Origin of the sequence: Tunturiibacter gelidiferens (genome assembly GCF_014201335.1) — a bacterium.
Lineage (GTDB): Bacteria > Acidobacteriota > Terriglobia > Terriglobales > Acidobacteriaceae > Edaphobacter > Edaphobacter lichenicola_E.
The window spans coordinates 127968-142819 of record NZ_JACHEB010000001.1 but is presented as its reverse complement, the minus strand read 5'-3'; the positions used below and the strand labels follow the sequence as shown (position 1 = coordinate 142819).

The 14852-nt window shown below is 53.9% G+C and carries 14 protein-coding genes; 13 read left to right on the top strand and 1 reads right to left on the bottom strand.

All coding sequences use genetic code 11. From position 1 onward, the window contains the following. The first annotated feature begins 57 nt into the window (after nucleotides 1-57). Genes HDF14_RS00585 through HDF14_RS00570 form a run of 4 tightly spaced genes read left to right on the top strand, consistent with a single transcriptional unit; the run spans nucleotide 58 to nucleotide 2724 of the window. Nucleotides 58-510 carry a MarR family winged helix-turn-helix transcriptional regulator gene (locus HDF14_RS00585; protein ID WP_183972541.1) on the top strand — a complete coding sequence of 151 codons (453 nt, stop codon included), beginning with the start codon at nucleotides 58-60 and terminating at the stop codon, nucleotides 508-510. A gap of 56 nt (nucleotides 511-566) precedes the next feature. Beyond that, nucleotides 567-1130 (top strand): isochorismatase family protein, encoded by a 564-nt coding sequence (locus HDF14_RS00580; RefSeq protein WP_183972539.1) that lies wholly within the window; start codon nucleotides 567-569, stop codon nucleotides 1128-1130. A 2-nt stretch (nucleotides 1131-1132) separates the two neighbouring features. Beyond that, nucleotides 1133-1462 carry a hypothetical protein gene (locus HDF14_RS00575; RefSeq protein ID WP_183972537.1) on the top strand — a complete coding sequence of 110 codons (330 nt, stop codon included), beginning with the start codon at nucleotides 1133-1135 and terminating at the stop codon, nucleotides 1460-1462. Then, nucleotides 1459-2724 carry an MFS transporter gene (locus HDF14_RS00570; protein ID WP_183972534.1) on the top strand — a complete coding sequence of 422 codons (1266 nt, stop codon included), beginning with the start codon at nucleotides 1459-1461 and terminating at the stop codon, nucleotides 2722-2724. The genes HDF14_RS00575 and HDF14_RS00570 overlap by 4 nt, the downstream gene beginning before the upstream one ends. Nucleotides 2725-3004: 280 nt before the next feature. On the opposite strand, the gene HDF14_RS00565 is transcribed toward HDF14_RS00570, so the two are convergent. After that, nucleotides 3005-4513 carry a sigma-54-dependent Fis family transcriptional regulator gene (locus tag HDF14_RS00565; RefSeq protein ID WP_183972532.1) on the bottom strand — a complete coding sequence of 503 codons (1509 nt, stop codon included), beginning with the start codon at nucleotides 4511-4513 and terminating at the stop codon, nucleotides 3005-3007. 732 nt (nucleotides 4514-5245) lie between these two features. Between HDF14_RS00565 and HDF14_RS00560 the strand changes: the two genes are divergently transcribed. The 9 genes from HDF14_RS00560 (at nucleotide 5246) to HDF14_RS00520 (ending at nucleotide 14827) form a co-directional block, all read left to right on the top strand. Next, nucleotides 5246-5986: a hypothetical protein gene (locus tag HDF14_RS00560; RefSeq protein ID WP_183972530.1), complete on the top strand. Its 741-nt coding sequence runs from the start codon at nucleotides 5246-5248 to the stop codon at nucleotides 5984-5986. A gap of 108 nt (nucleotides 5987-6094) precedes the next feature. Further along, a complete protein-coding gene (locus HDF14_RS00555; protein WP_183972528.1) occupies nucleotides 6095-6790 on the top strand; it encodes a DUF2490 domain-containing protein in 696 nt (231 codons plus the stop codon). A gap of 255 nt (nucleotides 6791-7045) precedes the next feature. Then, the gene (locus HDF14_RS00550) at nucleotides 7046-7375 is read left to right on the top strand and encodes a hypothetical protein (RefSeq protein ID WP_183972526.1); all 330 of its coding nucleotides are present in this window, start codon (nucleotides 7046-7048) and stop codon (nucleotides 7373-7375) included. A 33-nt stretch (nucleotides 7376-7408) separates the two neighbouring features. After that, entirely contained in the window at nucleotides 7409-9070 is a 1662-nt protein-coding gene (locus HDF14_RS00545) for an arylsulfatase (protein ID WP_221304498.1), read from the top strand. 89 nt (nucleotides 9071-9159) lie between these two features. Continuing rightward, complete coding sequence (locus tag HDF14_RS00540) at nucleotides 9160-9669, top strand: DUF4136 domain-containing protein (RefSeq protein WP_183972524.1); 510 nt, start codon at nucleotides 9160-9162, stop codon at nucleotides 9667-9669. Between the two features lie 29 nt (nucleotides 9670-9698). After that, nucleotides 9699-10424 carry a hypothetical protein gene (locus HDF14_RS00535; protein ID WP_260697929.1) on the top strand — a complete coding sequence of 242 codons (726 nt, stop codon included), beginning with the start codon at nucleotides 9699-9701 and terminating at the stop codon, nucleotides 10422-10424. A gap of 43 nt (nucleotides 10425-10467) precedes the next feature. Then, entirely contained in the window at nucleotides 10468-12681 is a 2214-nt protein-coding gene (locus HDF14_RS00530) for a patatin-like phospholipase family protein (protein ID WP_183972522.1), read from the top strand. Nucleotides 12682-12778: 97 nt separating this feature from the next. Then, the gene (locus HDF14_RS00525) at nucleotides 12779-13366 is read left to right on the top strand and encodes a YceI family protein (RefSeq protein WP_183972520.1); all 588 of its coding nucleotides are present in this window, start codon (nucleotides 12779-12781) and stop codon (nucleotides 13364-13366) included. A gap of 57 nt (nucleotides 13367-13423) precedes the next feature. Next, on the top strand, nucleotides 13424-14827 hold the full coding sequence (locus HDF14_RS00520) for a DUF3300 domain-containing protein (RefSeq protein ID WP_183972518.1): 1404 nt from the start codon (nucleotides 13424-13426) through the stop codon (nucleotides 14825-14827). Nucleotides 14828-14852: the final 25 nt, after the last annotated feature.

Below are 14852 nucleotides of genomic sequence, written 5' to 3'. Positions count from 1 at the left end.
GGCAAACTATACAGCTCATCTGTACAGGTAAACTGTATATAAGATAGAATGAACTTCATGGATGAGCGAGCAAATCGTCCTCGAATAGAGCGGACCTATGCACTTGCGGCGGAACTGCGGGCGATCCTTGGCAAACTCAAGCGGAAGCTGCGCGAACACGGCGGCCGGAGCGATTTGACTCCTTCGCAAGTCTCCGTGATTCTTCGCCTTGAGATAGATGGCCCTGTCACGGTATCGAGTCTTGCCAGAGCGGAAGGCATGCGTCCTCAGTCCATGAGCGCCATCGTCACTTCGTTGCTGGACGTCGGATTGGTGAGTGGTTCTCCGGATCCGAACGACGCACGTCAGACCTTGATGTCACTCTCTCGGAAATGCCAAAAGTTTCTTAAGGAGGGCCGTGCTGCCAGGCAGGATTGGCTCACAACCACAATCCAGGAGAAGCTCTCCGTTCAAGAGCAGGAGAAGCTTGCGGCTGTTCTCCAATTACTCGCGCGACTCGTTGAGGACTGACGTTTTCCTGCGCGCATATCGCTACCTTACAGAAATCACTTCCAAGGAGAACTCTTGTGCCTGTTACGACCCTAGACCCGAAAACCGCCCTGATCGTCGTTGATCTTCAGAAAGGTATCGTTGGCTCACCGTTCATTCATCCAGTCGCCGACGTCATCAAACACACGCAAGCCCTGCTCGCAACATTTCGCGAGCTTCACCTGCCCGTGGTCTTGGTCAATGTGGCCGGAGGCGCGCCAGGACGGACAGAGCTGCCACGCCGTCCCACGACCTTTCCAGAAGGATTTACCGATTTGATCCTGGAGTTAGATCACCGACCCAGCGACGTCGTAGTTACAAAGCGAACGTGGGGCGCCTTTGCCAGTACCGATCTTGAAGCCCAGCTCAAGGCGCACGATGTAACGCAGGTGGTCATTACTGGCGTCGCCACTGGCACAGGCGTAGAGGCGACAGCGCGTCAGGCGTATGAGGCAGGATTCAACGTTACGCTGGCCACCGACGCCATGACCGACTTGAGGCCTGAGGCACACGCGTACAGCCTCGCACATGTCTTTCCCCGCCTTGGCGAGACGGGCACAACACAGGAAATCATCAATCTGCTTGGTACGAGGAGCGCCTGAATATGAATTGGCATCATCTCGTGTCCTACTTCTTCGGAGGAGTCTTCCTGGCCAACGCTGTTCCACATCTTGTCAGCGGAATGATGGGACGACCGTTCCAGAGCCCTTTCGCAAAGCCTCCCGGCCAGGGTTTTTCCTCATCGACGGTAAATGTGTTGTGGGGCTTCTTCAACGCCGTTGTCGGATACCTTCTCGTAGTGCGCGTAGGCACTTTTGAGCTGAGATCGACAACCAACGTCCTCGCCCTTGGGCTAGGCGCACTGCTGATCAGTCTTCAAGTAGCTCGGCACTTCGGCAAGTTCAATGGAGGCAACGAGCCGGAGCGTTCATGAAGAACCCAGCGGCGGGTACTTTCCGCGCTTTAGGCATCTACAACTATCGAGTGTGGACAGCCGGGTCTCTGGTTTCCAACATCGGCACATGGATGCAGCGTGTCGCTCAGGATTGGCTTGTACTAACGCAACTGACACACCACGATGCCTCCGCTGTGGGCATTGTCATGGCTCTTCAGTTCGCACCCCAGTTTCTTCTTTTACCATGGTCCGGTTATGCAGCGGATCATTTCAACCAGCGCAAGCTCCTGATGCTGACCCAGGCGCTAATGGGCGCACTCGCATTAGCTTTGGGAGTGCTGACGGTCGCAGGTAGCATCCGCCTCTGGCACGTCTATGTATTTGCGTTCCTGTTTGGCTCTGCCGCGGCACTTGATGCTCCAGTGCGCCAGATTTTCGTCGCAGAGTTGGTGGGAGATGAGCACTTGTCGAATGCAGTCGCCCTCAACTCGACATCTTTCAATGCAGGCCGCATGATCGGTCCCGCGGTCGCCGGGATCGTCATTGCGAAGGTTGGGACTGGTTGGGCATTTGTGGTCAACGGCCTGTCGTTCGCCGCGGTTCTGATCTCCATGTCGCTGTTCCGCGTATCCGAACTGTATCCAAATATGAGGGCTCGACGCACTGAGGGAGGATTTTTACAAGGGCTCCGGTACGTCTGGGGGCGGCAGGATCTTCGGGCGATTCTGGTCATGCTGTTTTTGATTGGAACGTTCGGCCTCAACTTCCCAATCTTTACTTCGACCATGGCGGTCAAGGTCTTCCACACCGACGCGCGGGGCTTCGGGCTGTTGTCCTCCATCATGGCGATCGGGACGATCTCGGGTGCACTGATCGCCGCCGGCCGCGAAAAGCCGAAGTTTGGCTCCTTGCTGATTGGCTCCGCGGTCTTTGGGATCGGATGTTCTTTCGCTGCGCTGGCTCCAGGTTATTGGTGGTTCGCGGCTGCTCTCGTGGTCATAGGTGTGGCAGCACTGACGGTCACCAACACAACCAACAGCATGATGCAACTCTCGACTGAGCCAGCTATGCGCGGCCGAGTCATGGCGCTCCGCCTCGCCGTTGCGTTGGGCGGCACTCCCATAGGAGCGCCCATTGTCGGTTGGGTTGCAAACCGCTTCGGGCCCCGATGGGCGCTTGGAGTGGGCGCAGCATCGGGCTTTGCCGCGGCTATCGTTGCAGCATATGTCCTGACGCGGCCCACCGGACTAGAGGCTACGGAATCTGGCTTGATGATTTCAGGTCGGCGCTCTGATCTGTAACGCAGAGTGTGCTGCGGAGGTGCGGCGTTAAAGCCAGGCCTATCGCGTTCTTCTGTCTGTTCTGTTGGTGTAATTGGTGGACCTGATCGGGATCGAACCGATGACCTCTTCCATGCCATAACAACAACTGCTTGTGACCTATTGATACTAGGAGCATCGGTGGCCTAAGGCATCCTTGAACACTGCCGGGCAATCCTCGGCACCTCCGTGAGCACCTTTAAAACTAAGAGAAGAGGCCTAGGGGTTTTACAGGACTAAGGTGAGTGCCGCTCCAGTATCCTCAATGTTCGAGTTTGGAAGTGATGCCGTGTCGAACCAGCATGGAATCTAGAGTCGTGGGTTTTAAACCGAGCAATTCCGCCGCACCATCTTTGCCCCGTATCCTTCCGCCTGTCATTTCGAGGACATTACGCAGATGCCCGCGCTCTGCATCGCTTAGAAGCATGCTATGTGCGGCCTCCCCCGATGCGCTGGATGGAGGGTAGATACGTAGTCTCGGACCGCTGGCAAGAATCATGGCCCGTTCAACGGTATTACGTAGTTCACGGATGTTTCCCGGCCATCGATACAGTTGCAGCGCCCGCATGCAGTCTTTATCTATCGATTCGATCGGCTTACCGAAGGACTTTGAGAACTCATGAACAAAAGCCTCGACAAGTAAAGGAATATCCTCGATTCGGTCGCGCAGAGCTGGCATGTGGATCGGGAACACGTTTAGTCGATAGTAGAGATCGCTCCTGAATCGTTTCTCCTGAATCTCTGTCTCCAGATTACGATTGGTCGCCGCGACGATTCGCACGTCAAAAGATATGCTCTTCGAGCTGCCCAGGCGTTCGACCTGCTTTTCCTGGAGTGCGCGCAGCAGCTTGGATTGCACGTCGAGCGGTAGTTCTCCGATCTCGTCCAGGAAGAGCGTTGAGCCGTGAGCCACTTCGAAGCGTCCGGCCTGCCTTGAAAGCGCCCCTGTGTAGGCACCCTTTTCGCGTCCAAAGAGTTCACTCTCGATAAGAGTGTCTGGGATCGCTGCGCAGTTCAACCTGACCATTGGCCGCTTGCCTCGCGGGCTTAGTTCATGGATAGCGGATGCGATGAGCTCTTTACCTGTTCCTGTTTCGCCACACAGGAGAACGCTGGAATTAGTACCTGCCACCTGATCGACCTGTTCCAAGACCTTCCGGAGTGCAGCGCTATTGCCTATAAGGCCTCTGTGCCCACGAACAGACTTCACTTCCTGTTGCAGATAGACATTTTCACGTTGAAGCTGATCGCGGAGGCGCTGGACTTCCTCGAGCGCTTTCCTTGCGTCATCTTCCGCGCAGGTGCGTGCAAGCGCGCTCCCGATCATTTCGACAAAAAACTTCAATCGGACTATGAGCGTCTCGGGCCACAGTCGTTCATGGCGCACTGTCCCGAATGCCATAGCTCCGATGACCTTGCCTCCAACTCTGAGTGGGAAGGTGGCATTGGAGCGTGGTCCGAACCGACGCGCAATTTCCTTCTCCCTGTACGCTTCCTCCGGGAGATCGTCGATGGAGGCGAAACAGACCGTTTCACCACGGAGAATTTCGTTCGCCATCCAGGGGAGATCCTTGATCGCGAATCCAGGAAACGGCTCAAGGCCGGCGAGTTGCCAACTGTGAGTCAACACGAAACGGTCGTTATCACGTAGTTGAACCAGAGTGCTGCGATCGAGCTCCAGAAACTCCGCAATACGCCTTTGGGCGTCGACAATCTCTTTATCGATGGAGGCGCAGGTCAGGCCAACGAACTGCGTTGAAAGCTCCGTCATTAACATTTCGAATCTGAGTCTGTCGTCTAGATCCGAACGCAGGTTGGCTGAGCGATTTGGTGACCCTTGAATCGAAAGTTTCTCTTCATACAAATCTTCCGCTACGTGCTGAGCTGAATGGACCATGACGACCTTCTCCCGTGGAGTACACGTTCGGGCCCTCGTGCTGGCGGGATCCGCTTAGAGCAATGATTGGATTGCCGTCTCGAAACCGCTGAATTGAGTTGTTGTGAGCAAGCGTAAGGTATCACGGCGTCAATGGCTTGGCCCACATTTTTGTCGACTAACCCAACATTTCAGACTCGGCGTATTGCAATTCAGTTTGGAAACCAAACTCCGAAGAGTCGGAGCTGACTCCGAACGGTCGGAGTTCTCCTCAGTTAGGGGAGACACCTCGGCCTTGTGAGGAAGGAAGTAAGTCCTTATATAACAGCAGTCTGTGCTAAGGCTACCCCTGTTGGCCTTTGGCCATAAGGGTGCATTGGTATGTAGTACTCGCGACTCCGGATAGAGAACCTGATGCACTTTGACGAAAAAAGTGCTTCGCCCGGAGTGGATTTGTAAACGGATGAGCGGGTTGGCAGACCGAATAACGCAATTTCAACCCTACAAGAGGACCATATGACCCGATCGCCACAGCTTGAACGACGACAACCGACTTGTTTTGTTGCACTGGCGACTCTGGTTTGCCTGTTTGCACCTATCTCTGCAATTGGGCAGCAGGCTGCAAGTATGACTTCTCAAGATCAAACCTCAGGCGCTATCGCCGCACCAGCGACCAATCCCGCAGATGACGATAAATGGCATCTCGCAATCAGCCCCTATCTGTGGTTTGCGGGAGTACACGGCACGATCGGCGCACGCGACCGTTCCGCCAGCTTTCACGCGAGTGTCGGAGACGTCCTCTCGAAGCTGAACATCGGTCTTATGGGTGCGGTCGAAGCCCGGAAGCGACGTTTTGTTGTGCCGATTGACTTCATGTGGATCAAGCTTTCCGATGACACGGCGATCCCGGAGGAGGCGTATCCCGGAGTATCGACAATAAAAGCGAAGATGACCGAGACAATCTTCACGCCTAAGGTGGGTTACCGCGTTGTGGATAGTCCAAAGTTACAAACCGACGTCTTGGTCGGACTTCGATATTGGCATCTGGGTGAGAATCTTAGCTTTCAGCCATCGGGTATTCTAGCCGATGACTCTCAGGCGGCTAACTTCGTAGACGTGGTTGCTGGAGCGAAGATCAGTATGGCGCTTTCACCGAAGGCCTCGGTAACGATCCTGGGCGATGCGGGAGGTGGCCAGGCGAACGTGGACTATCAGGTGGCTGCGTATCTGGGTTACAGGATTAAACCCACGGTCATGCTTGGAGTAGGCTGGCGCTATTTGGACATCAACTATCGTCCTTCCTCCACCTTTGTCTATGACGCAGCCCAGCAGGGTGTGTTGATCGGCGCCACATTTAATCTCAAGTAGCTGCGTCACGTCTGAAATAGTCGCGAACGGAAGCACCGCACTGTGTGAGGTATTTGTTGCAAAGCAATCTTCAAACTGCGGGCAGATGGATCGTAAGACCATATTGATATGTCCCTTCCGACGCTTACGCTGTCCTTAGCGCTGTTGGCGACGTGTACGGTTGTCGCGTTGGCGCAGGAGACAGAAGCTCTGCCCGAGCTGGACCCATATCTCAAGCTAAATGGAACCGTGCGATTCAGAGTGCAGGCTGCGAATACCAGAGAAGGTGGCGATCCAACCCAGCTAACTATTGGCCCAGATCTGGAACTGTATCTGAAGCCTCTAGTCCGATTGAAGGAGGTAACAGCGTTTGACCTTGACGACGCGAAGGCCCGTCCGCTGGTCTTCGCTGCGGGATATCGGTATCTCGCAACGCCGGGCTCACCCTCAACCAATCGGATGGAGCTGGCGACGACAGCACACTTTCCTCTGAAGCTCCAGTTTCTACTCACGGACAGAAACCGTGCCGATCTGGACTGGACGAACGGAAGTTTTAAGTGGCGTTATCGCAACAGGCTCCAGGTCGAACGGCCAATAAGCATTCGCTCCTATCACCCTATCCCCTACATCAGTGCTGAGGTTTATTACGAGGAGCAGTATCAAAAGTGGAGCACAACTGAACTTTATGCCGGCAGCTTGTTTCCCATAAAGAAGCGATACGAATTCGATCTTTACTACGAACATCAGAACAATACGGGTAAGCGTCCCAACAGCCAACTCGAAGGCATTGGGCTCAAGCTGAATATGTTCTTTTCCCTAAAATGACTAGCCGTTGGGCCGCGTACATCGAGCACATATGTAATTCGCGGATGCCGCTCGTTTAAAGCGTTCCTACTTAAGCTAGATATCTATTTGCAGACTCCGACCCTTCGGAGTCTCCTCCGATTGGTCGGAGCCCTGGAGAAGTGCGACAAGCAGGACGGTTCCGAGGCTTTATTTCATAACCCTCGTACCCTTCGCTACATAAGCTCCCCACAGCTGCGCGACGACAGTTGGTCACTCGATTGCTCCTAGAGTGACATGTTCCAGATCAGCTTGAGAATGATGGCTCGACCTAATCGTTCAATGGAAGCTGTTGAGGCGATGCGATCTATCAGAATTGCCTCGCGAATGGACCGCGGATTTATTGAAGGCCGGATATTTCGGGAGGTTGATAATCCGGACGCGCTCTGCTTTGAGCAGGACTGGTCGAGCGAACCGGAACTGAAATCGCACATCCGCTCGAGCTGCTTCACTGATCTGTTGATGCTGATGGAGACGTCTCCGGAGGTCCCCCTGCTTGAGATTCATTCAGTCAGGGACGTATTTGGGATGAATTACATCGAGGCAGTACGTTATTCCGACAACTAGGTATAGGACTTGAAGGCGTTTTGAGGAGAAGGCATGAACTGTAAAGCAATAATCAAGCAGATGGCGGCAGTTTTCTTTATCGTCGCAATGCTCTTCGGCGGCGTCTGCCAAGCCGGGCACGCGCAACCTCCATCCACAAAAAAGCCAAACATCATCGTGATCATGGGCGATGACATTGGGTGGTTCAATCTTGGCTCTTACAACTCGGGCATCATGCTGAACGCGACCCCTAACCTCGACAAATTCGCCAAGCAGGGGATGAGGCTTACCGACTACTATGCCGAGGCAAGCTGCACAGCCGGTCGTGCCAACTTCATCACCGGCGAGCTGCCAATACGTACAGGATTGACGACGGTCGGACAGGCAGGATCGCTGATTGGCTTGCCCGCGCAGGCTCCGACGATCGCAACCGCGCTAAAGTCACTTGGTTATGAGACTGGCCAATTTGGCAAAAACCATCTCGGCGACCATAACTCCGCGTTACCGTGCGTACACGGCTTCGACGAATACTTCGGCTATCTTTATCACCTTAACGCGATGGAAGATCCCTTTTATTACACCTACCCCGCCGCATGGAAGGACACGGTAGGACCCCGAAATCTGATTCATTGCTGGGCAAATGACACATCTGACTCCACTGTACAGCCGCGATGGGGAGAGGTGGGTAAACAGAAGATAGTGGATGAAGGTCCTCTGCCGCCGGACCCAAGGCCGGGAATTAAATACGACATGGGCACGTTTGATGAGGTGATCACACAATCCACCATCGGATTCATGGAGAAAGCCAAGAAGGACGATAAGCCATTCTTCGTCTGGATGAATCCCACTCGGGCGCACGTACTAACTCACCTGTCGCCGAAGTATGACGGAATGCGCAACACGGAGACCGACTTCGGACTGGAAGAGGCAGCACTCAAGCAGATGGACGACAACATTGGCGTAGTCCTGAAGTGGGTTCATGATTCCGGTGAAGAGGACAACACGATCGTCATCTTTACCACCGACAACGGCGCTGAGGTCTACACCTGGCCCGATGGCGGCACAACCCCGTTCGCGGGCGCAAAGGGAGAGGTTACCGAAGGCTCTTTCAGGGTTCCAGCTTTGATCCGTTGGCCAGGACACGTCAAAGCCGACACGGTATCGAATGGCATCATGTCCGGTCTTGACTGGTTCCCGACGTTGGTTGCAGCTGCCGGCAATCCGGATATTAACGATCAACTACTCAAAGGTGTGAAGTTGGGCGGCCAAAGCTACAAGGTTCATCTCGATGGTTACGACCAGACCGATATGCTGACCGGCAACGGACCTTCCAAGCGACATGAGATCTGGTATTTCGCCCAAACAAAGCTTGGCGCACTTCGATACGACAACTATAAATACCAGTTCATCGATCAGCCCCAAGGCTGGATCGGGCCGGTTGTATATCCGAACATGCCAAAGCTCACGAATCTCCGTCAGGATCCGTTTGAACGTATGAACTGGCCATCAAACGGTTTTGCAAATGGATCGATTGGATACTACGACTCCTTCAAACACGAGATGTGGCGTTTCGTAGTACCTGGGCAAATCATCGCGAAGTACATACCTTCCTTCATCGAATATCCACCAATGCAGGCGGGCGGCAGCTTCAGTATTGGAGACCTAAAGGAAAAGATCGAAGCCGCGCAGAAAGCAGCCGCGGCGGGCAGTGACTGAGTCCGATGAATCTAAATGCAAGTAAGCGTCTCAATCACGGGCTAGAAACAACGATCTGCACATAACACCGGCAAATAAGAGAGGTAACAATGAAAACTAAATTCGCATTGTGCGTGATGATACTGTGTTCGGCGGTCGCGGTTGCTACCGGACAAACAGTCTCCGTGAACTACAACCAGAGCCAGAGTTTTTCCCAGTACCATACCTACGCGTGGGGTTCGAACAACGCCAATAAGGTTCAGAACTCGATCTTGGCGCAGGTCGCGATACAAGATATCGATACCGCACTCCAGAGCAAGGGACTTCAAAAGGTGGATGAGTCACAGAAACCTGACATCCTCGTCACGGCCAACGGTGGTATGAAGGAGCAAACCTCTTACACCGCGATGGGAATGCGCGGATTTGGAGGTGGTATGGGTAGCATTACTCCGCAGCAAAACGTGATTGGCACGTTGATCGTAGATTTGTATGACGCGAAGGGGCAGAGCTTGGTCTGGCGTGGCATTGCACAAAACGCCTTGAACAACAACGGCAGCAAAAACCAGCAGTTGGTGCAGAAGGCCGTAGCGAAGATGTTCAAACAATGGCCTAAGAGCTAATCCGTGAGTTTACCTAAGGAGTCAATCGAATGTACAAGCTGAAGCAACATACCCTCAAGTACTCACTGTTGGCGGCGTTAGCCACGACGATGCCTTTTTGTTCAATCCTTCCTATCCATGCTCAAAGCCCAGAGATGCAGCAACGGCTCATGGAAATCAGAGATTCTTCTGCGAAGAACAAGCAAGCGCTCGCACGCTATACCTGGACAGAGATTCAGACCACCAGCCTCAAAGGCGAAGTCAAGAAGACGCAGCAGTTCCAGGTGCGCATAGGTCCTGATGGCCAGCAACAGAAGGTCGAAATCAATCAGACGGAAGCACCTCCACCCAGCGGGGGACGATTTAAGCAACGTATCATCGCCAAGAAGACGGATGAGTTTCAAGAGTATGGTCAGCAGATCGCCGCTTTGGGAAAGCAGTACTCCCAGTTGGATCTTGAAGCGCTCGACCAGGCCTATAAGCGCGGTGACATCTCCATGCAACCGAATGGGGGTGACGGAACGATAAGTCTAATCGTCAAGAATTACCTTAAACCCGGCGATTCTGTCACGCTCGTCTTGAGCCAGCAACAGAAGTCACTCATGGCAGTGCAAGTCTCAAGCTATCTCACGGATCCTAAAGACGCAGTGACAATAGCCGTGCAGTTCGCGAAACTACCCGATGGCACCAATCACGTTTCCACCAACCAGGTGACTGGAGTCAGCAAGCAGTTGGGAGTGATGATTCAAAACTCTTCCTACCAGCCCATCGGTTAATTACAGACGTTGCAGATCAGCACGTGTTTCAAGAGAGGCCGTCATGCACTCCAGAGCCACGCGATCACTGTTTCTGCTAGGCGCTTTAGTGGCCAGCAGCTGCGGTTATTCGCAGGTCCCGCCCAAGCGGGATAGCACGGCGCGACCCAAGCTTGGTTTGGTGCTCGAAGGCGGGGGAGCCTTGGGACTCGCTCATATTGGAGTCATCACCTGGATGGAGGAACATCACATCCCGGTCAGCTATGTTGCGGGCACGAGCATGGGCGGCCTAGTTGGCGGAATTTATGCGACTGGTCGCTCTCCTGCCGAGGTCAGAGAACTCATCAACGGCATTGACTGGGACCAGGTACTGAGCGGTGACACACCATTCACCGACCTTTCCTTCCGCCGCAAAGAGGATGCTCACGAAGTACCAGGCTCACTCGAGTTCGGGTTGCGGAAAGGCCTGCAGTTTCCGGCGGGCTTCAATACCGGACAGGAGGTCGACCTAATCCTCGACCGCGTGGCTCTTCCTTACTCTGAGCTCCCGAGCTTTAACGATCTACCCATCCCGTTCGCCTGCGTTGCAACGGATCTCGTGTCCGGCAAACCGCACATCTTTCGCGACGGTCCGCTAGCATTAGCAATGAGATCTACGATGTCTCTACCCGGAATTTTCTCGCCCGTCCGGTCCGGAGACCACCTCTATGCAGATGGTGGTCTGCTCAACAATATTCCAATCGACGTAGCCAAGGAGATGGGTGCCGACGTCGTCCTCGGAATCCACTTGGAAACGGAGCCGCTAAGCCCCAAAGCGACCTTGCCCAGCTATGGAGTCCTAGGTCAATCCATCTCTGTGATGATTGCAGCCAATGAACTTCGCTCGATGGAACAGGCTGACATACTTGTGACCGTTCCACTCCAGAAGTACACCGCTCTGGACTATGACAAGGCCGACATAATCATCAAGGCCGGATACGATGCCGCAGCCGCCAAAGCCTCCGTTCTAGCTGCCTACTCAGTCAGCCAGACTGAGTGGGATCAATATATAGCTGAAAGAAATGCGCGGCGTAAAACTGCCCCCATCCCCACCTTTGTAGAGGTCACTGGAACGTCCTCTCCCGCAATGAAGCAAGGGATGGAGAAGCAGCTTTCCGGATTGATTGGGCAACCAGTTGAGACTGAAACAATAGACCAGGACATGATGTCCATCATCGGACAGGGTCGTTTTACGACCTCCACCTATTCCATGGTCAAGAAAGATGGCCAGCAAGGCCTTCAGATTCAAGCAGAGCAAAAGTCCTATGCCCCCCCGATCGTCCGCCCACTTATCCTGATCGACGGTTCGGACTACAACAATGTGCTCTTTAGCATCGGAGCTCGAATCACGTTTTTAGATTTCGGTGGCTATAGATCTGAACTCCGCAGCGATGTCGTTGTAGGGTCCCAATACCTTTTGGATAGCGAGTACTACCATCCATTTACACCATCGAGCAATTGGTTCATTGCGCCGAGAATGGGATTAAATAGCCAACAACTGAATGTCTACTCCGGGAATACGTTGCAAGCGAGTTATCGCCTGAGGGAGGCCTTGGGCGGCATCGACACCGGCTATGCCTTTGGGCGGACAGGTGAACTTCGACTCGGCTATGAGGGCGGATATCAAAAGATATCCCCGGAGATTGGTAATGTGCCGACTCTTCCCACCACCTCGGGCGCCACTGGTGACGCCAGGATTCAATATCAGCTGACGACGTTGGATCAACCTGTTATCCCGCGCTCGGGAGTGAGCCTCTTGGCTTACACAAAGGGGTATACGGTCAACCCCGCTGCGCCGGGTCCCTTTCCAGTGACTGAGATCCAAGCGCAGGACTTCTTCCGCTTAAACAAGCCATCTTCTATATTTGTAGGTGCCTATGGTGGTAGTAGCTATGGCTACAAGACCGGCGTACCTGCCTTCTCTCTTGGTGGCTCTCAACGGTTAGTAGCCTGGAGCACCAACGAGTTACTCACAAACCAATATTTCTTGGGACAGATCGGTTACATACGCGAGTTAGCGAAATTGCCACCGTTGTTGGGAAGTACGGTCGATTTCCTCGGCATCCTGGAGTTGGGAAAGACATATAAGCTCCCCAATGGTCCGAGCCCGCCAAATCTTCCTATGGATGCCGCGGCAGGGCTTCTAGTTAATACGATTTTCGGTCCGGTGCTAGTAGCAGGCTCTGTCGGTGACTATGGCCATGCACGGTTCTACTTCCGCATAGGACGAGTTTTCTAACAAAAGGAGCTGCACGCGAAGTTTGCGCTAAGTAAGTTCGATTTCCCGCTAGCAGTTTTTATTGAACTACACGAGTTCTCTGAAAGGAAGTTCTTCCATGAAGATTAAGTACCTGCCCATCTTTGGTTTCCTTATAGCTTCGCTCGCGCCGTCCGTTCTGTCACAAGTTCCCGTCTTCAAAGTTACCCCGCAACAGAGCTCGGTCAAATTCTTTGTGAAATCCTCAGTCGCTCTCGCCGGCGACTTCAAAAAATGGGATGCCACTCTAACCTTCACTTCGACGGATGTCGCATCGGGTACCTTGGATATTCAGATCCAGGCCGCGTCGGTGGATAGCGGAAGTGGCATGAAGGACGACAAGCTGAAGAGTAAGGACTTCTTCGACGTCACAGAAGATCCGGTCATCACATTCAAGTCGATAAAAATCGTCCAGACCGGCCCAACCACCTTTGACGTGCCAGGGACCTTCACCATACGAGGTGTTTCTAAACCTGAGACCTTGACTTTGACCGTTAGCGGCGCAGGAACCGGCTCCGGTGACATCAAGGGCACGATGGCCTTTGATCGTAAGGAGTTCGGCATGAATAGTGGAATTCCATTTATCAAAATCGCCGATCGCGTTGAAGTGAACGTCGACCTCTTCGCAAAGAGGGTGAGCGGTCCCCCGATCTCCCTGAAACAGTAGCAATCTCGAAACTGAAACTAGGCGGGATACCGAAGACCTTTCTGGATGGAGAAGATAATGATCAAAACTATTACGAGGCAGGGTTTGGCCGCGGTGCTCTCGTTGCTGCTCGTCTTTCAGATCTCGGCTGTGGATGCCGTGGGTCAGCAAGCAGCTGCGGCACCATATCCAGGTCAGGGTGCACCTCTTTCTGCGGAGGATCTGCAAGGCTTGCTTGCACCCATCGCGCTATACCCGGACGCCTTAGTCGCGCAAATCCTCGGAGCTGCTACCTTTCCCGACCAGATCGCTGCGGCTGGCAATTGGATGCAGATGAACAAAGCCCTAAGCGGCACAGCTCTTATGAATGCTGTGGATAAACAGCCGTGGGATCCAAGCGTGAAAGCAATTACTCAGTTCCCGTCGGTTCTCGACAGCCTGGCCAAGAATCTAAGTTGGACCTCGGCATTGGGCGAGGCGTACCACACGCAATCTTCTGATGTCATGTTTGAAGTCCAGGTACTACGCGCCAAAGCGCAGGTTGCCGGTAACTTGAAATCTGGATCGCAGATCACCGTAGTACAGCAATCGCCCCAGGTGATCGTGATTCAACCGACCAATCCGCAGGTTGTGTATGTGCCGGTCTATAACCCCACGGTGGTCTACGGAGTCACCTATGTCACCCCTGGTTACAGTACGGCCGCAGTTGTGACGACCGCAGTCGTTGCTTTCGGAATCGGTATAGCTGTCGGGGCCGCGATCAATAATAGTTGGGGCTACAGCTATTGGAACTGCAACTGGCACGGTGGCACCGTGGTTTATCACAGCGGTGGCTACTACGGAAACAGCGCATGGCATGGCGGCTACTACGGCTCCAGTGCGACGGCTTACGGCCCGAATGGCGTGGCAAAAGCAGGCAACGCATACAACCCTTCCACCGGTACCTATGCCCGAGGCGCCTCGACCACAACCGCGTACGGCACTCAAAAGGTTGGCCAAGCTTACAACCCAAACACGGGGGCATACGCCGCTACGCATCAGTCCTCGAACGCTTACGGCAGCTATGGAAGCTCGGTCGCCTCCAAGAACGGTAATACCGCGTATACCCAACATCAAACTACGTCGGCGGGATCAGTGGGGTCGGTTCAGACCTCAGCGGGTGGCAAAGGTGTAGCCGCTTCGGGAGCGTACGGCAATAGTGCGTCAGCAGGGCAAGCCGCAAATGGAAATAAATACGCAACGGCGAACGGAAACGTCTACAAGAACACGGGCAGCGGATGGAATCAAACTCAAGGGACCAGCCACAACACCTCTAGCTATTCCGGAGCCAACTCTGCAGCTGCTAAAGGATATGGAGGGCAGGAAAAGAGCAGCGGTTCTTCGGCCTTTGGAGGCGGCGGAAGTGGATGGCAATCCCGACAGGAGAGTGCTCGTGGTTCGGCGAGCCGCGGCGGTGGCGGTGGTTGGGGAGGTAGAAGGTGACACGAATGACGCGAACAGAAACAAA